A 19,002-nucleotide genomic window follows, 5' to 3' on the forward strand; every position below is an offset into this window, starting at 1 on the left:
TTTTTATTATTTATTCTTTAGGAGCTTGAGTAAGCGCACCAACTTCTAGAAGGGGCGATGCATCTAATTTATCTGCATCCATCATTGCGGCTACACGCTGCATTGATGAGAGTAAAAGGCTCTGTTCCCACTCAGCAAGTGCAGAAAACTTTTCAATAAAGTGTTCTTGCAATGGCTGAGGTGCTTTATCAAGTAACTCTTTTCCTTTTTCGGTGAGGTATAAGCTCACTCTGCGTTTATCCATTTGACTGCGTACGCGTGTTACTAAGTTTCTGCTTTCTATTCTGTCGAGAATATTGGTGACCGTTGCTGGGCTTAAATTTACGTTTTGAGCAATACGGCTCGCCGTTATTCCATCGGTTTTTTTAACTTCTTGCATTATAAGCAATTGTGGGCCAGTTAAACCCGAAGTTTTATTTAGCTGCTTAGAATGTAAGTCAATCGCGCGGATCACTTTACGTAAAGAAACCAATAACTCGTCATATTTTTGCATTTGCTTATCTCATCGATGGGGCGGTAGTTTGCCGTAATCGCGAAATGTTACACATCAAATAAATTGAATTCAAATAATATATTGTACTTTAGCCCGCTTTTATTGGTTTTTAATAGTTAGAGCAGTAACTAATGTAAAATTATATTGTTTAAATATTGGTAAATTTTCTTAGCACCTTGTGTGCATTAAGTTGCGCACAGTACGTATGTTGTGAATAATTGGCAAGTCTTATTGTATAGACTTTAGTATTATTCATTTACAGCTGTTAGTACAAAGTAATTATTTGTGAGTTTACTGTATATGTATTAATCGGTAATGAACAAATTCAGCAATCAATATTTAATATCAATAGCGTATACTTTAAGCATGCATTATTGTTTAGATGTAAACATTAAAAATCTTTAGTATCAGTATTATAGGGGAAGGTATGAAATTATCGCCATCAGTTAGCATTGAGCAAAGCGAATCCGGACTTGAGTTTATTAAAGTAGCTAGTGAAAAGTGCGACGCAAAAATATTTTTGCAAGGTGGGCAAATTACCGAGTTTATCCCTAAAAATAACAAGCCACTTATTTGGGTTTCACAAGAGGAAACTTATCAAGAAGGGGCGAGTATTCGAGGCGGTATTCCTATTTGTTGGCCGTGGTTTGGTACACACGCTAATGATGGGTGGCCTGCCCACGGTTTTGCGCGCACAAGCGTATGGCAAGCCGATGAAGTACACGAATCTGATGAGAAAATTACAGTTAGTTTAAAGCTCCCCATGAAACTTGTTAATACAACGTATTGGCCGCATCAGTCCGCATTAAAAGTTGAGTTTATATTAAGCGATAAATTACAGGTTCGCTTAACGACCACTAACTTAGGAAGTGTGCCATTTAGCTTTACTCAAGCATTGCATACCTATTTTCCAACCTCAGATATTACAAATACCCATGTTGATGGTTTGCAAGGCGCGCAATATATTGAGTTTAGTGAAGGGCCATTTGTACAAAATGATGTAGTAAGCTTTAATCGCGAAACCGACATGGTTTATACACAAGCAAATGCAGTACAAACCATTAACACGCCAGAAGGTGTTATTAATGTGAGCCGGGAAAACTCAAGTTCGTGTGTGCTGTGGAACCCATGGATAGAAAAATCAAAACGCTTATCTAACTTTGCTGACGATGAATATAAAACAATGCTGTGTCTAGAGGCCGCTAATGTACTGACAGATGAAGTAACGCTTGAGCCAAAACAAAGCCACACCTTAATAACCACCATTAGTTGGTAAGTAATTAAAGCAGTAATAGGGATAAATAGTGTTTAACAATCAACAAATAATGGATTTACCAAAGCATAGTGATATTAGCTTTAAGCCATTGGCTGATAAAGCCTTATTACATACACAGCTTAGCTCGCTTCTGTTTTATGTACCGCTAATTGGAGCGCTTATTGCTGTTTGTTATTTTAATGAAGCCTTTGCTAATAACGCACAAACATATTTGCTAATTGGTATGCCTATTTTGGTAGCCGTATCTATAGCGTACAACATGATAAGTGTGAGGCTGCGAGGTTTTGCAGTGCGAGATCATGACATTGCTTTTAAAAAAGGCGTTATTTGGCAACAAGTGACGGTATTACCTTTAGCGCGTGTACAGCATATGGAAATACACCAAGGGCCAATAGAGCGAAAACTTAGCCTTGCGAGCATTAAATTATTTAGCGCTGGCGGTGTAAGTGCGGATTTACAAATTAGCGGGCTAACCCATGATGATTGTAAAAATATGCGCCAATTTGTACAAAACTACCGTCAAGACGACGCAACTACTCAGGCAGCTTTAGTCGATGAGTAATACAACTATCGAAGATAAAGCGAGCCCTATTTACTGGCAAAAAGTATCGCCCTGGGCACTTTTATACTTTGTTGTGCACTTTAGTGTGCGCTTTGTAAAAGATGGCCTTTTAAACTTACTACCTATGCTTGTCGTGTTTGTTACTCAAGTAGAAAATAAATTGTTTTGGGCGCAGGTTGCAGGCGGTATTGCACTAATTTTGCTACTTGTTTACTCATTTTTATATTATTTAAATTTTAAGTTTAGTATTAGTAGCGACAACGAAATATTGCTTAACAAAGGTGTATTTAAAAAAGAGCGACTTACGCTTAAATTTGGCCGTGTGCAAAACGTTAATATTGCCGAGCCGTTTTATTTTACCCCCGTAAACTTAGTTAATTGTATTTTTGATGCAGCTGGCAGTGTGTCGCAAGAAGTTGTTTTACCTGGTGTCACTAAAGACTATGCACAGCAAATGCGTAAACAAATATTTGATTTTAAAGCGCAGCAACAGCAAGAAGCACCAAATACTGAACAAAGCAAAACAGACACTATCGAAAACAGCCTAAGCATTAGCAATAAAGAAATAGCCAAATTTGGTTTGATGTCGAATATGGCCATTTTTGCAATGGCTGCTTTGGCCCCTTTTATAAACCTAATTGTTGATTTTTTAGAGAAGCAAATTATTGCGAAAGTAGAAGGCTTTTACCAACAAGAGCTTGGTATGCTGGCAAGTGCTGCTACCTTTGCGATGATCACCTTAATTGTTTTGTTAGTTTTGGTGGCTGTAATGCTATCGGTGACTATGTCGCTTATTCGTTTTTATAACTTTGAGCTTTATTTTAAAGGTCAAAAGTTTAAACGTATTGCTGGCTTGTTAGAGCGCCATCAGCTTTCTATGAGCATGGATAAAGTGCAATCTATTGTTATTAAGCAAAACCTAATGGGGCGATTGCTAAAGCGATTTACCGTTGAGTGCTTGCAAGCAAGTAGCGGCGGAATAGCAGCCGGTGTTGCGGCTAAAAAAAATAAACAAACCTTAGTATTACCTGTATTAAATAGCGAACAAGTTGATAGTGTATGCCAGTGGATTTACCCGTGGTTTAATAGTAAAAAACTCGCTTTTAAGCGCGCAGAGCGAGCGCTTTTGTATAAAAATTTAGGCTTTTATTCACTGTTACCGAGTGCACTCGTGTTTGGCTTTTGTTTTATTGCTGATATTAATACTTTGATTAGCCTTGGTGTTTTGGTGGTGTTTTCTGGCTTGGTAACTTTATCGTATCAGCGTTATGGTTATTACATGCATGAAGATAATGGCCGATTTTACATGGTTGTACGCAAAGGGTTGATTGGCGTTCATTACCGTGTTTTTGAGCTTTATAAAGCGCAAAGTGCACGCAGTATAAGTACGTACCTAATGAGAAAGTCAGGCTTAAAAAGCCTGTATATACAACTTGCTTCGGGCTTTGCATTTATGCCCTACATAAAGCAGCAAGATGCTGACTTTATTATTGATTTTACAATTAAGCAGATTGAGTTAGATACTCGCAGCTGGATGTAAATCACCCTAATAAAACATGTGTAAATACTCATTTTCACATGTTTTATTACATTTTCTTACTGCCCATGAAAGACATTTAATAATACCCTAGATGGTATTAAGGAATTCTTTTAGGGACGCTCATGAAAAAAACACTTATCGCATCAGCTTTATTACTAGCAGCACCGAGCTTTGCAGCCGATTGGCAAACTATTCATACCGAACATTTCAACATTCACTACAGTGTTGAGCATGCTGATTTTGCTAAATCAACTGCAGCAGAGCTGGAAGTAGTACGCACCAAAGTGCTTGAGCAGCAAAACCGAGCACTTGATAAAACAGTTGATGTAGTGGTGTTTGATCCCCTAAATGCGGCAAATGGCTTTGCGCTACCTACCTCAAATAATCCTGTAATGGCGCTTTTTACAACCCCACCACAATCCGACACCGTTATATCAAACAGCGCTGGCTGGCAGCAGTTACTTGTACTGCATGAATATATTCACTTAGTGCACTTAGCACAGCCAACACGCAATGACTGGCAGCAAAAAGTACGTGGCATATGGGATTTATACGACTTAACCTATAGCAATACACCACGCTGGGTAGCCGAAGGTTATGCCACATTGATTGAGTCTAAAATGACGGGCCGTGGGCGTTTATTTGATAACTACTCAGAGTCAATACTGCGAGAATTTGCTCAGCAAGGTGGTTTGCCAACCTATGGGCAATTAAATGGCGAACAGGGCTTTATGGGCGGCTCAATGGCTTATTTAATGGGGAGCCGCTTTTTAAATTGGTTAGAGAAAAACTATTCAGAGCAAACACTCGATAGCGTTTGGACGCGAATGCAAGGCGTAAAAACGCGCAACTTCGATGAAGCATTTAGCGGTGTGTTTGGGCAAAGTGCAGCCAAGCTATATCGACGATTTATAGCTGAATATACCTATAAAGCAATGCAAAAAGAGCAAGGGGAGCCGTTACTTAATAGTGAACTTTGGCTTGAGCTTAACTTATATGCAAGTAACCCAGCACTTTCAAAAGATGGTAGTAAAATTGCGATTGTTGAGCGAGATAAAGAGAGTAATACCAAGCTTATAATTTATAGCACGGATGACAACATAAAGGCGCAAGAAGAGTTTACTAAAGCGCAAAAAGAGCTACTCGAAAACGATGCACAAGACATCCCCGATACAGCGCCAAGTGTGTTTAAGCGCGAACAAAAAAAAGTGCTTAATCAAATTAATCGAGCCGGTATTGCAAACCCGCAATGGGTAAATAGCACAACGTTGTATTTTAATGCGTACAGCAATGAAGAGTCGGGTATTTATAACAAAGTGTCTGATATATTTAGCTATAACACTGACACTGGATATATCACACAGCTTACCAAACTTGCTGGTATACGACGATTTAGCGTAACCAGTAACGGTGAAACCTTGTATGGCGAGCAAATAAGAGATGGCTACTCTGAATTAGTAAAGGTTGATCTCAATACGCAAACCACCACACCATTATTTACAAAAAGCCTTGAGACAACTTACGATTACCCAATACTCAGTCCTGATGAAACTAAATTAGCTTATTTATCAAAGTCATTAAATGAAAACTGGCAATTGTATATACAAGATGTAGGTGGCAGTCAGCAGCAATTAGTACCTATGCCAAACGGGTATCAATATTCAAGTCAGCCTAGCTTTAGTCTTAATGGTGAGTCACTTTACTTTGTTGCGGGCTTAAATAGCGCTACTGATATTTATAACTACAACATAGAGAGTAAAACACTCAGCAAGTTAACTCAGGGGCAGGAAGCCGTTGCCCACCCGATTGAAATGGCCGATGGCTCGTTACTCTATTTTTCGATAACCGCAGATGGGCCAAATGTAAAAACATTGCCAAAAGCTATAAACAGCACTGTAGTTACTGAATTTTCGGCTAATAAAAAAGCACCGCTGCTCATTGTAAACGAACATACGCTTCCAAAAGCTAAAATATATACGCACGAAATTACAGAGCAAACAAATTACAACGTACTCGACCAGCACGCTACTTTTGCACTAGGAACACAGTATTATTCGGCTTCTACCATTTTGTTAGATTTAAGCATTAAAAGTAGCGACTTATTAAAGCAGCTCGACTTGCAAGCGGGATATAGCACTGATTTACACGATGGAGCACTGCACGGTGGTTATGTGCAGGCAAAATATAATGCGCTTGATGTAAAACTGAAACTTGCACTGTTTGACTATAATTTAAATACATCGCGCCAGTATCAACAAAGCCTAAATGCAGATATGGATGCCCGTGGTGGTTTTGCTGCAATAAGTTACCCCGTTAAATTTGGGCAGTTAAGTTTAACGCCAGAGCTTGCCTACAATTACACTGATTATAAACAAAGCCATAAAAATTGGACGCGTTTAGGCGTTGCCCAAAATTGGCAATATGATCGTCAAGACTTTGTGATAGGCCAAAGCCTTTATGCGAGTTGGTACGATGGCAGCACCAAAAATAATAATTGGCAAGGTTACGATTTAGCCGCCAAAATTTTTGGTAAGGCGTTTGGTGTTCCTCTTTATGCAAACTTTTCTCAAAAGCAGCGTGATGACAGCAGCCTTGCATTAGGGGGCTTTAGCTCAAATCTTATTAATCAGCAGCAAAATAGTGAATATGTACTTACATCTGAGCTGCCTTTTTACAGCGCAACTGCAAAGCGCTATCAAGGTTACGGTGGCGGCTTTAGCTTTAAAGAAGGCATGCCGTGGCTTTATTACAAGCAACATCAACTCGACAGCACCGTATATGCACAAAGTTACGGGATAAAACACCAAGGTGATTTTAGTTTTGGAATGGGGCCTGCTGGTATAAATGACTTAATATTTAATATGGGACTGTCGCGAGTAGAAGGCGACAGTTTTGAAGATGAAATGCGAGCGTGGCTAAGCTTTTATTATTCCCTTTAGCGTTTAAAGTTAACCACGGTTTGGCTAAGTTATTTGTCCATTTGTAACGACAGTAACTTAGCTTGATATACATCGATTTTTTGGTTATCACGTTCTAGTTCGATAGCTTTCTCAAGTAAGGTTTGTGTTTGTTTAATATTACCTTGTTGATAGCGAACTTTTGCGAGTTCCAAGTATAACTCAGCAATGTAAGGCGCTTTAGTAATAGCTTGCTCAAGGTGCGCTTTAGCCTGATGAGCGTGGCCAGCTTGTAAGTCGTTTTTAGCGATTACTAGTAATTCATATGGGTCTTTTTCTTTATTAACTAATTGTGAAGTGAGCTCTTTAACAAGCTCTTTGTCGCCTAATTTTTTAGCTAAAAGCTGATAGTTGCTGATTAAATTAATGCTTATTTCATTATTACTAAGTGCTGTTTGATAGATGTTTTTAGCGCTTTGTAAATCACCAGCCCGACGATGCAAAATGCCCGCTATATTAAATAATTCAGGATCATTGGGAGTGTATTTGTTTGCTTGTAGAATAAGTGAGTACGCAATATCCAGCTGTTTGTCTGCTAGCGCTGTTGCAGCTAAATTACTGTAAAACTTAGAAACTAAATCGTTATAATCTGCACTGCTTGAATAAAAGCTGCGACGGGTAGGAAAGTAGTCGATTAAGGTGCCCGCTCTGAAAAATTCAACAATATTATCATCTTTTTTCTCTACTTTTGGGGCGTATACTCTTGTTCTAAAGTGGCTTGCTACATAAACAACATTATTTTCTTTTGCGTATACAGGCTGACTTGTTACTTCTTGAAAGCTCGTTTCTAATTCGAGAGCTTGTGCATAGCTTTGTGTTAAAACAGCTAAGCTAATGCAGTTGCCTTGCGAAAGTTTTAAGGCTTGGGCTGAAGTAAGTGTATCGCCGTGGTATTTAAAGTTAGCTAAGTTGCTTTCGAGGTAGTTGTAAATAATGCGGTCATGACGGATTTCAGACTGTTTTTGTTTTTCGGCATAGGCTAAAAATTGTTCTTTTTCAACATTTGGCAGCTCGAAAATACTGTACTCAGAAGGAGTGTCGAGTTTATTAAACAAAGAATGGTTTAATAGTTGTTCAAGCTCTATTTGTTGTTCTACTTGCTGAACCTTGGTTGTGTTACATCCAACTAAATATAAAAAAGTAATACAGACTGCTATTTTATAAAACATCATAAACCCACTCCATTGTTAAATTTTACATTACAATGTGGTGGGTTTTTAATCAAGTACTTGCTGTACTGCGTTTACTTGAGCGATTTTTTTGTGATTGTTTTTTACGTTTACGGCGGGTAAACCACAAGTAAAAACCAGTACCTGCTAGCCACACTGGGCTCAAACCAATTACGCACCACAGTATTTTACTTATTAGCCCTGCAAAGTAGCCAAAATGAAGTTTTCTAAAACTATCAATTACTTGCCAGCCAACGCCTACTTCGCGAATATCCCAGTTAGTTAAATGTTCGCCTGTTTGCTTATCGTAGCTAACCGTATTAGCGTATTCGCTCGCAAGCGGGTTATTTGTATCGACTTCGCCGAATAAGGTGATATTTTCGTCAGGATCGAGTGGCATAACTAAAAATGTACCATTAAAAGTGGGTATTTGCTTTTTACTGTCATCGAGTATGTGTTGAAACGAAATATCGCTATTGTGCAAGTTTTTGGTTAGTACAAAGTGCTCTTCCTCAGCGTGTTCAATAACTTCGTGATACCACACCGCCCAGTTAAAGTAGCCACCTGTAATAGCTAAAATAATAATGATGGGCGACCCTATCACCCCCGTCATTTTATGAATGTCGCTAAGTACAATTTGCAGTGTTGCACGCCAGCGCACACTAAATAGGCGCTGCCAAAATTTACGATAAATAATAAGTCCTGTAATACCTAATACCAATAAAAACAGAGCAAAAAAGAAGCCTAGTACTGTGCCTGTTTGCCCTGGCAGGTTTTTAAAGTCGTTAAGTAAAAAGGTGTAATGCAGTTCTAAAAACCAATCAGTAAAATAATGGCTGGTACCAACAGGCTCTGACAAAATGTCACCCGTATACTGGTTTAAATGAAACTTATACCATTGCTCTGTCCCGCGTTTAACTAAGTAAACCCGATCAGCAGTATCATCGTTAAATATTTCCCAACTACCTACTACATACTCAGGGTAAGCAAGCTCTGTTTTTGCGATTAATTTGTCGATTGGCATGCGCTCTGGCAGTGCTTTTATAACATAGTGACTGCTTGGCATAAGTAAGCCATCTATTTCACTTTTAAAAACTAATACGCTCCCTGTAATACTAATAACAATCAAGGGAATGAGAGCTATAAGAGCGATCCAACTGTGAATTTTAAAAAGAGTTTTTCTCATAGATAGTTTTATATATTGCAGTTAATGACTTGCGCATGATAACAACTATCATTTTCATTTGATAGCTTGTGAGTAGGTTTTCTATTAAATAGGTAAACCGTGAACTTAATTCTACGGTTTTTGTATACCTAACTTGCCAGTACCTAAAATAAGAATATCTTATTTAGTTGAGTTAAATTTACGCGGCTCTACAATGCCGCGCTCATAGTAAAAGCCTTTTAAAAACAGATGTTTATTAAATGTTTTTATTTCTTTTTTTAATTAACATTTATATAACGAGCGAGGTTGCTTTGGCGCATTATTTGCCTATATTGTCTTCTTTTATTTTGGTTTTTAGTTTTTTACCATTACTAAACAAAATTCGAAAAAATCGTAGTGTCTCTGGTTTGTCACTATTAATGATGACATTTGGATTAGCACAAAGCCTTTATTTTATAACCTACAATATTTTCTTTGAGCGCTATTATATTGCGTTACCATTTATTGTAACCGGTGCATTAAGCGGGCTTATTTTATATTTTTTTGCACGTTTCAACGCAGCTAAACGAGAACGTGTACAGCTGGTTACTATGCTAGGCTTTTCGTTACTGCCGTTTTCACTGCTTTTAAATTCAAGCCTTGATACTGCAACGGTATTAAGCGCTTTAACGTATGTTGGCCTTGTGATGAGTTCTGTACGTGTTATGCCGCAAACTTATAAAACATTGCGTACGGGTAATGTGAGTAATTTAAGCGCGCGCTACTTTAGCTTGCAGTTTATTGCTGGTATTTGCGGCTTAGTTGTTGAGCTCACAACAGTTGCTCCAAGCACGGCGCACTTACTTATGTTTATTATGCTATTGCTTACCAATGCTGTGCAATTTGGTTGTATGCAATACTATAGAATGCGACCTGTAATGGCTTAAAGCAAAAATAAAAGTGCTAATTTAGTTTAGGTATGGCAGTTTTAAGCTATTAATCATTACAAAGTTTAAACAATGCAATTAGCTATTCATCAAATTGATGCGTTTACGAATGAGTTATTTAAAGGTAACTATGCGGCAGTGATCCCACTAGAATCGTGGTTAAGTGACGATTTAATGCTAAAGGTTGGCGCTGAGAATAACGTATCTGAAACTGCTTTTACCTGCCTGCAAGACGATGGAAGTTTTGTTATTCGCTGGTTTTCGCCGTTGATGGAAATCGACTTTTGTGGTCACGCCACACTTGCGGCTGCCTATGTTTTATGTGAAGAGCATAATATATCGAAAATTCGCTTTGTTGCTGATGCGGTGGGCGAGCTAATCGTTAATAAAAACGCTGATGGCAGCTTTGCAATGACCTTTCCTAAACAAGCACCGATTGAGGTACAAAATATACCGCAGCAATTGCTTGATGGCTTGTCTATACAACCGAGTAAAGTGCTTAAAAATCGCCAAGCTTACTTTGCTATTTATGAAAACGCCGATCAAATACTTGAATTAAAAACTAGCTCAGAGCTTTTAAAAACGCTTTATCCACTTGATGTAGTGGCCACTGCTCCAAGTGCTGAATATGATTTTATATCTCGTTATTTTTGGCCTGCAAGCGGTGGCGACGAAGATTATGTAACGGGCTCAATTCATACTGGCTTGGCACCTTACTGGGCGCAGCAATTGGATAAAACTACGTTAAGTGCTTATCAGGCTTCAAGCAGAGGCGGGCATTTAATTTGCAAAGTGGATGATACAACCGTCACTTTGACCGGACATGCTGTAAGGTATTTAAAAGGCACTATTTATATTTAATTAGGAACTTTATATTTGACAAGGAATAATGTTTAACTATTCATTTCAAAATCATATTAGCAAGTTGTTTTTTATAATCCCACTAGTCATTTTTGAATTACCGTCTTTATTTTATCTATTAATACACGCATTTGTAACAGTTGCTTACAAATGTCACCTTAATGTTTCATAAGGCTCTGGTCTTATGATGTTAATAGAGTTTTGGGGATAATAGAATATGCAAACAAATTCACTTAGATGGGTTTTTCCATTTGTAGCGCTAATTGTTGGTGTTGTTGGCTTTATGGGAATAAATGCCATTGCACAAGAGCCAGAAAAAAAAGAAGTAATTGATACTCGTCCAACAGTGCAAGTTGAGCCAGTGGCTGCAAACGATCATCAAGTTATTATTAATAGCTACGGTGAAGTAAAGCCTCTTGAAAATACACTGCTCTCGGCGCAGGTGTCGGGTGAAGTGTTAAGTTGGCATCCTAATTTTGTAGCTGGTGGCATAGTTGCTCGCGGTGAAACGTTATTCACTATCGAAAAAGATAATTATGAAGCAGCAGTACTTGTTGCAGAGGCTGAGCTTGCTCGCGCGCAAGCGGGTTTAATAGAAGAACAAGCTCAAGCTCAAGTAGCCGAAGACGAAGCCAAGCGCTTTCCAAGTAAAGCGCGCACAGATTTATTTTTACGTAAACCTCAAGTGTTAAGTGCGCAGGCATCTGTAAAGTCGGCGCAAGCAGCATTAAAGCGCGCGCAACGTGATTTGGATAATTGTGATGTTACAGCCCCTTACGACGCATTGGTGATTAGCCGAAATATAGGTGTTGGACAATTTGTCACTATGGGCTCACAAGTTGCTGAACTCAATAATATTGAGACCGCTGAAGTGATTATTCCTATCGCAGGGTTCGATAGCGTGTTTTTACCAGAGCGTATTAAAGGCATTACCGCTACAGTGATTCAAAAAGGGCTAAATAGCTTTACGCGCGAAGGGGTAATAGACCGCGACTTAGGAATTGTAGATAGCGCTACGCGCATGAGCAGTTTAGTTGTGCGAATTGAAGACCCTTATGGTTTAAAAACAAAACAACCATCTATTAAATTTGGTAGCTACGTACAAGTTAATTTTGCAGGGGCTACGCTTAATAATATTTACCGTTTACCGCAAGCTTTGGTTAACAACCAAACTGTGTGGGTAGTAAACGAAAATCAAGAACTAGAGCCTCGCAAAGTAACGGTTATTCGTGAAGAGGGTGAGTATTTTTATATTAACAGTGGTTTAAATGCCGATGACAAACTCGTTATTACTCTACCTGAATACCCGCAAAAAGGAATGCAGGTTAAAATTGCAGGTGTAGCTGCAAAACCTGAAAGCTCAGAAACGAGCACTTCAAACACGCAACAGCTGTAGGGTGTAATAGTTATGAGCGAGTCAATACAACAAAAACAAACAGGGCTAATTGCCTACTTTGCTAATAATTCAGTAGCCGCTAATTTAATGATGTTTTTTATCATTATTATGGGGGCTATAAGTTACTTTACGATTCAGCGTCAAATGTTTCCTAATGTAGAGATTAACTACATTAATATTGAGGCTAATTACCCAGGTGCCTCTCCTCAGGAAATAGAAGAAAGTATTCTTATAAAAGTTGAAGAGTCACTTAAAGATATAACCGAAATTAAAAAAGGCGTGTATCGCGCATTTAGAAATGGCGGTACAGCCAGCCTGGAAATAAACACCGATGCAAAACTTACCGATGTGCTTGATAAAGTAAAGTTGCGTGTTGATGGTATTGCGACTTTTCCGGCAGGTATGGAACCGGTCACCATAAGTCAGGTTGAGTTTAGGCAAGACGTAATAGGTATGACGCTCGTTGCTGACTTACCACTTACAGAGCTTAAGCCTATAGCAAACCAAATAGAGGATGAGTTACTACAGTTATCTAACGTGTCGTTAGTGGTAAACGATGTTCCTCTTGATGAGATAGCAATTGAAATAGAGCCAGATACGCTGCGCCAATATAATCTAACCCTTAGTGATGTGATGAATGCGGTACGCCGTTACTCAGCTAACTTTTCGGCGGGGCAGCTAAAAACAGACGCAGGTGTTATTTCTGTTCGCGTCGAGAATCAGTTTTACTCAGGTGAAGAGTTTAGGCAAATTCCGGTAAAAATTGGCGAGTATGGCGCTAAAGTTTTACTGCAAGATATTGCAGTTATTAAAGATCAATTTACCGAAGGTGAGCGCTACTTTAAGTTTAATGGTGAAAATGCCGTTTATATGTCGGTTAAAGCAACACAAGAGCAGAATATAATTCCTGTGGCCGATTCGGTTAAGACATTTATTGATCAAAAAAATAAGCAGCTACCGCCAGGTATTAGGTTAGAGCCATTAATGGACATGACATATTACCTAAACGCACGCCTTGATATGATGAAGGCTAACTTGTTTCAAGGTGCAATTTTAGTGGCCATTATGCTGTCTTTATTCTTGCGCTTTAAACTTGCATTATGGGTAATGATTGGCTTACCCGTTTGTTTTTTAGGGGCCATGATGATGATGCCGCTATTTGGCATCAGCATTAATATTATTTCGTTATTCGCGTTTATTATGGTGCTTGGCATAGTGGTGGATGACGCCATAGTAATAGGTGAAGCCGCCTATACCGAGGTAGAAAAAAGCGGTGGTGGTGTTGAAAACGTTGTACGTGGTGCAAACCGCGTAGCAACTCCCGCAACGTTTGGTGTACTAACAACAATTGCTGTGTTTGCGCCGTTTACGCTTTCAAGCGGTCCAGAAAGTGCCTTTTTTTATGGTATAGCTGTTGTAGTTATGCTGTGTTTAGTATTTAGCCTTGTAGAGTCAAAGCTTATATTACCGGCTCATATTGCACATACACACTTTTCACCGATTAAAAAAGGTGGCTGGCGCGATAGCTTTAACACTCGCTTTTTTGGTTTTGTAAATGGTCCATATAAACGTTTTATTGCGAAATGTGTAGATTGGCGCTGGACAGTGTTATTCGCTTTTATTGCTATGTTTATAATAAGCATTGCACTTATTACGTCTAATAAAGTACGTACAGTACCTACTCCTAAAGTGCCGCACGACTTTCCGCAAATACAAGTTGAAATGAACGATAACGTTTCTGACTTACAAACTATTGCGGCTATTCGTGAAATAGAAGCCATGGTACTTAGAGTCGATGAAGAAACTGAGCGTGAATTTGGTCAAAAAATTATTCGTGATGTGTTGGTATTTAACCAAGGCAGAACTGAGTCTCAATTACTTGCCCCTTTAGTTGACGAAGATTCACGCCCGTATAATGCATTTGAACTTTCACGTCGTTGGCGTGAAGCTATGCCAACTATTGCCGGTATTAAGTCGTTAACTATTCAAGACGATGTTGGCGGCGGCGGTGGTGGCAATGGCGGCGGCGAGTTTGGTTACTTACTGTTTGGTTCTGACATAGAGACTTTAAATGAAGCCGGTCGTCGTTTTATTCAATTACTGCAACAGCAAAAAGGACTGTTTGATATAAGCTCAACAATTGACCCCGCGAGCAAAGAAGTGCAAATGAGCTTAAAGCCGGTCGCTTACGACCTGGGCTTAGATTTAGCAAGTATTGCCAATCAAGTGGGTGCTAGTTTTTATGGTGGAGAAGCACAGCGCGTAATCCGAAATGGCGAAGAAGTACGCGTAATGGTACGTTACCCTAAACTAACTCGTGAAGCATTTTCATCGCTTAAACATACTGTAGTGACCACCCCACAGGGGCGAGAAGTATTACTTGGTGATGTTGTAGAGCTGACCGAAACACCTGGCATTAGTTATATTCGTCGTGAAGGTGGTTATCGTACCGTGTATGTTTATGGCAATATTGATGAAGAGCAAATTGAACCTGGTGAAGTAGTTAAGCAGGTAAAAGAAAACTTACTTCCACAGCTAATTGAAGAATTTCCAAGTGTTAAATCAGAACTTGGTGGCGCAATAGAAGAGCAGCAAGCTCAAGCCAATGAGCAAATAATGTTTTTCATTGGCGGAATGATTTTAGTATACATACTGCTAGCTGTGCCGCTTAAAAGCTATTCACAACCGCTTATTGTAATGTCGGTTATTCCGTTTAGCTTAACCGGGGCTATTTGGGGTCATTACTGGTTTGATTTAGATATAAGCTTAATGTCGGGCTTTGGCTTAATTGCTGCTGCTGGTGTTGTTATAAACGACTCACTTGTAATGACCGATTACGTAAACCAAGTGCGCCGCGAAGGTGTTAGCGTTAAAAATGCAGTAATAGAAGCAGGGTGTGCTCGCTTTAGAGCAATACTATTAACGTCGATAACAACTTTTGCCGGTGTACTACCTATTATGTTTGAAACAAGCCTGCAGGCTAAGTTTGTAATACCAATGGCAGTAGCGCTTGGCTTTGCTGTTATGTTTGCAACGTTAATAACGCTTATATTGGTACCGTGTTTATATATGATTTTAGGTGATATTGGCACGTTATTTAAGCGCCCATTTAAAGGGCGAGCTACGAAAGTATCAATAAATAGTTAATAGACAATAAAGTTAAAAAAAGCCCTGAACGGTTAACCATCCAGGGCTTTTTTATTATCTTTTTAATGCAGCTTAGATGCTGCAGTAAAATTAATCTTTAAATTGCTTATGGCAATCTTTACAGCCTTTAGCCCATGCGCCAAAAGCTTTACCAATTACGGCCTTATCGCCTGATTGAGCCGCTACTGCTAGCTCATCTGCGTATTGTTGGAATGCAGTTGCTTTTTTCATAAAAGTATCGTTTTCAGACCAAACAGCAGCAAGTGCAGCTGTGTCGCCTTTATCTGTTCCTTCGTAAAACGCTTCCCATGGCATTTTTGAAAGTGCAGCTGCGTTGTTAGCACGCTTTTTAAATTGCTCTGCGTCAAAAGGTACTTTACCTTTTAGCATTGCGCCCATGTCACCAATTTGTACTGAGATCATTGAAAATGCTGCTTGGCGGTATTCAATCGCGTCACTTGGCTCTTTAAATGCAGAATTTGCCGATACGCTAAATGCACACGTTGCCAGTGCTATTGTTGCTAATACTTTTTTTAATTTCATGTTTGCCCCTGTTGAAAATTGTAATTCTTAATTTGATATCTTGTATCTAACATCGTATTTATTCAAGTGAATGCGATAGATTTAATTAAAACTTAGTCATTAAGACCTATATCAGCAAATATCATTCCTCGACGCATACTTCTGGTAGCCAAAAATACTTCTCCAAGTAGTGAAATAAATGCACATATAAGTAATGCCATTGCGGCAACAAAACAACAAGCAATAGTCACGCTTAAGTTAATTGATTGAATGTGCGACAAGAATAAAAACATGACCACAGCACATACAAGTAAGGCACTTAATACACTTAAACTAAAAGCAATATGTATACATCGAGATCTTTTTAATAAAGCGCGGAGTTCTGTTGCTAGCGACTTATTAAAATCATCATCTGTATTTACTTTTAATCTTCGCTCCAATAAGCGCGCTCTGTCGGTAATTCGCGCTAAGCGATTAGATAAAACACCTAAAGTTGCTGCTATACCTGTGATTAAAAATACGGGAGCAACGGCCGTTTGAATTACTTTTGCCATAGTTAAAATATTTATTACTTCGCTATTCATTACTACCCTTAATCAGTTGAGCTTAAAAATGACTTATATATCTACAGAGTACCTGATGTAGGCTTATTAAGAAAAGAGGAATTACGTTGATTTACTTTACATAGCTTCACAAAGTAAATCACAACACAGGTTATTTTTAGGTATATTTAATTACTTAATAAAAAATAAAAAACAACAAGGATTTGACTGATGAAACGTACTCCATTCGCTCTTGCTGCACTATCGCTCGCTATTTTAAGTGGCTGTAATCAAGCCCCTGAAGAAACCAAAAAAAATAATACACAAGTTAAAACGGTTCAAGTAGCCCAAGCTGTAGCCCCAGTTGCTAAAAAAGTGCCTTATGAGATGACTATTCATGGTGACACACGGGTAGATAATTACTATTGGTTACGTGATGACGAACGTAAAGCGCCAGAGGTGATTAACTATTTAGAAGCTGAAAATACATACACTGATGCCATGCTTGCACATACTAAAACGCTGCAAAGTGAATTGTTTGAAGAGCTAAAAGGGCGTATCCAAAAAGACGATGATTCAGTCCCAGTTAAAAACGGTGATTATTTTTACTCAACGCAAACACGTGGCGATAACGAGTACACTACTTACTTACGCAGCAGCGATTTTACAGGTACGGATCAGCAAGTTATTTTAGATGTAAATGAGCTTGCGAAAGGCCATGATTATTATGCAGTAAGTGGCTTAAATGTAAGCCCGAATGGCAATTTAATGGCTTATGGCGAAGATACTGTTAGCCGTCGTATTTATAGTATAAAAATAAAAGATTTAACAACCGGTAAACTACTCGAAGATACACTAGAGGGCACCAACGGTGGCATTGTGTGGGCAAACGATAACAAAACGCTTTATTACATTAAAAAAGATTTACAAACCTTGCTAGGTTACCAAGTTTATCGTCATACATTAGGTACACCACAAGCTGATGATGAGCTAATTTACGAAGAAACTGATACCAGTTACTACATGGGTATGAGTAAAAGCAAAGATGAGTCAGAAATTTATATTTGGCACAGCAGCACAGCTGCATCAGGCGTATCGGTACTAAGTGCTGATGATGCTAAGGCAATGCCTAAACGCTTAATTGAGCGCGAAGCAGGGCTTGAATATGAAATATCTAAACTAGGGAATACTTACTACATTGTAACTAACTTAGATGCTGTAAATTTTCAGCTGATGAAAGTGGATATTGATAAAGCTGGTGACAAAGCAAATTGGCAAAGTGTGATCCCAGCGCGCGATGATATTAAGCTCGAAGGCATTGATTTATTTAATGACTACTTAGTTTACCAAGAGCGTGAAATGGGCCAATCAAAGTTGATTGCGCGTGATTTAAAAACAGGTAAAGAGTTACCACTGAGCTTTAACGATAGCGCTTATACAATTGGTACTTATGGTAATAACGATATAGATAGCAGCACGTTACGAGTTTACTACACAAGCATGACTACACCTGGTTCATCGTACGATGTAGATTTAGCGACTGGCGATAAAAAACTACTTAAACAGCAAGCTGTATTAGGTGATTTTGATGCTGATAATTACGCCTCAGAGCGTATTTTTGTAACAGCACGTGATGGCATAAAAGTACCGGTAAGCTTAGTTTACCGTAAAGACGCGTTTAAAAAAGATGGTACTAACCCGCTACTGCAATACGGTTACGGCTCTTATGGCGCAACCATGGATCCTACTTTTTCAAGCACGCGTTTGAGTTTACTTGACCGTGGCTTTGTATTTGCAATTGCCCATGTACGTGGCTCACAAATGCTAGGTCGCCCTTGGTACGAAGACGGCAAGCTACTCACTAAAAAGAATACGTTTAATGACTTTGTTGATGTAACTAAAGCATTGGTTTCTCAAAAGTATGGCGCAAAAGATGAAATATTTGCGTTAGGTGGCAGTGCTGGTGGCTTATTAATGGGCGCAGTAGCAAACCAAGCACCGGAGCTTTATAAAGGCATGGTTGCTGCGGTCCCGTTTGTAGATGTAGTAACCACTATGCTAGATGCGAGCATTCCGCTTACAACAAATGAATACGGCGAGTGGGGTAATCCGAACGAAAAAGCGTATTACGATTACATGCTGTCTTACTCGCCATATGACCAAGTATCTAAGCAAGCATATCCTAATATGTTAGTGACGACTGGCTTGCACGATTCACAAGTTCAATACTTTGAGCCTGCAAAATGGGTTGCTAAGCTGCGTGACTATAAAACTGATGATAATAAGTTACTGTTTAAAATAGATATGGAAGCAGGGCACGGCGGCGCATCGGGTCGCTTTAAACGCTTAGAAGATACCGCGCTAAACTATGCATTTATGCTTGATTTAGCAGGTATTAAAAAGTAGTTACTCTTTATATTTAAATAGATTTAACTCAATAAGGTGC

The 19,002-nt window shown here is 38.9% G+C and carries 14 protein-coding genes; 9 read left to right on the forward strand and 5 right to left on the reverse strand.

Going from position 1 to position 19,002, the window contains the following annotated elements; translation table 11 throughout:
* Nucleotides 1–10 precede the first annotated feature (10 nt).
* The gene (locus tag ABX891_RS01960; RefSeq protein WP_010554531.1) at nt 11–493 is read right to left on the reverse strand and encodes a MarR family winged helix-turn-helix transcriptional regulator; all 483 of its coding nucleotides are present in this window, start codon (nt 491–493) and stop codon (nt 11–13) included.
* Between the two features lie 427 nt (nt 494–920).
* On the opposite strand from ABX891_RS01960, the gene ABX891_RS01965 reads away from it, so the two are divergent.
* The 4 genes from ABX891_RS01965 to ABX891_RS01980 all read left to right on the forward strand — a co-directional run bounded on the left by ABX891_RS01965 (nt 921) and on the right by ABX891_RS01980 (nt 6,810).
* Nucleotides 921–1,769: a D-hexose-6-phosphate mutarotase gene (locus ABX891_RS01965; RefSeq protein ID WP_354628801.1), complete on the forward strand. Its 849-nt coding sequence runs from the start codon at nt 921–923 to the stop codon at nt 1,767–1,769.
* Between the two features lie 28 nt (nt 1,770–1,797).
* Nucleotides 1,798–2,331 (forward strand): PH domain-containing protein, encoded by a 534-nt coding sequence (locus ABX891_RS01970; RefSeq protein ID WP_354628802.1) that lies wholly within the window; start codon nt 1,798–1,800, stop codon nt 2,329–2,331.
* Complete coding sequence (locus ABX891_RS01975; RefSeq protein WP_354628803.1) at nt 2,324–3,871, forward strand: PH domain-containing protein; 1,548 nt, start codon at nt 2,324–2,326, stop codon at nt 3,869–3,871. Before ABX891_RS01970 ends, ABX891_RS01975 begins: the two co-directional genes overlap by 8 nt.
* 122 nt (nt 3,872–3,993) lie before the next feature.
* Complete coding sequence (locus ABX891_RS01980) at nt 3,994–6,810, forward strand: TolB family protein (protein ID WP_354628804.1); 2,817 nt, start codon at nt 3,994–3,996, stop codon at nt 6,808–6,810.
* A 29-nt stretch (nt 6,811–6,839) separates the two neighbouring features.
* On the opposite strand, the gene ABX891_RS01985 is transcribed toward ABX891_RS01980, so the two are convergent.
* The gene (locus tag ABX891_RS01985; protein WP_354628805.1) at nt 6,840–8,000 is read right to left on the reverse strand and encodes a tetratricopeptide repeat protein; all 1,161 of its coding nucleotides are present in this window, start codon (nt 7,998–8,000) and stop codon (nt 6,840–6,842) included.
* 49 nt (nt 8,001–8,049) lie between these two features.
* On the reverse strand, nt 8,050–9,183 hold the full coding sequence (locus ABX891_RS01990; protein ID WP_354628806.1) for a PepSY-associated TM helix domain-containing protein: 1,134 nt from the start codon (nt 9,181–9,183) through the stop codon (nt 8,050–8,052).
* Between the two features lie 290 nt (nt 9,184–9,473).
* Here ABX891_RS01990 and ABX891_RS01995 point away from each other — a divergent pair, with 290 nt between their 5' ends.
* The 4 genes from ABX891_RS01995 (at nt 9,474) to ABX891_RS02010 (ending at nt 15,492) form a co-directional block, all read left to right on the forward strand.
* Nucleotides 9,474–10,088, forward strand: coding sequence for a PQ-loop repeat-containing protein (locus ABX891_RS01995; RefSeq protein ID WP_033013459.1), 615 nt, complete (start codon nt 9,474–9,476; stop codon nt 10,086–10,088).
* Nucleotides 10,089–10,160: 72 nt separating this feature from the next.
* A complete protein-coding gene (locus ABX891_RS02000) occupies nt 10,161–10,949 on the forward strand; it encodes a PhzF family phenazine biosynthesis protein (RefSeq protein WP_354628807.1) in 789 nt (262 codons plus the stop codon).
* A 217-nt stretch (nt 10,950–11,166) separates the two neighbouring features.
* Complete coding sequence (locus tag ABX891_RS02005; RefSeq protein ID WP_354628808.1) at nt 11,167–12,345, forward strand: efflux RND transporter periplasmic adaptor subunit; 1,179 nt, start codon at nt 11,167–11,169, stop codon at nt 12,343–12,345.
* A gap of 12 nt (nt 12,346–12,357) precedes the next feature.
* Nucleotides 12,358–15,492, forward strand: coding sequence for an efflux RND transporter permease subunit (locus tag ABX891_RS02010; RefSeq protein WP_354628809.1), 3,135 nt, complete (start codon nt 12,358–12,360; stop codon nt 15,490–15,492).
* Between the two features lie 90 nt (nt 15,493–15,582).
* Here the strand turns inward: ABX891_RS02010 and ABX891_RS02015 are convergent, their stop codons facing one another.
* Together ABX891_RS02015 and ABX891_RS02020 are read right to left on the reverse strand one after the other, a co-directional pair.
* On the reverse strand, nt 15,583–16,035 hold the full coding sequence (locus tag ABX891_RS02015) for a c-type cytochrome (protein WP_024595584.1): 453 nt from the start codon (nt 16,033–16,035) through the stop codon (nt 15,583–15,585).
* Between the two features lie 92 nt (nt 16,036–16,127).
* A complete protein-coding gene (locus ABX891_RS02020; RefSeq protein ID WP_024605414.1) occupies nt 16,128–16,598 on the reverse strand; it encodes a DUF2721 domain-containing protein in 471 nt (156 codons plus the stop codon).
* A gap of 189 nt (nt 16,599–16,787) precedes the next feature.
* Here ABX891_RS02020 and ABX891_RS02025 point away from each other — a divergent pair, with 189 nt between their 5' ends.
* The gene (locus ABX891_RS02025) at nt 16,788–18,962 is read left to right on the forward strand and encodes a S9 family peptidase (RefSeq protein WP_354628810.1); all 2,175 of its coding nucleotides are present in this window, start codon (nt 16,788–16,790) and stop codon (nt 18,960–18,962) included.
* Nucleotides 18,963–19,002 lie beyond the last annotated feature (40 nt).

It is taken from the genome of Pseudoalteromonas sp. NCIMB 1079, assembly GCF_040567695.1.
In the GTDB taxonomy this organism is placed as follows: Bacteria; Pseudomonadota; Gammaproteobacteria; order Enterobacterales; family Alteromonadaceae; genus Pseudoalteromonas; species Pseudoalteromonas distincta.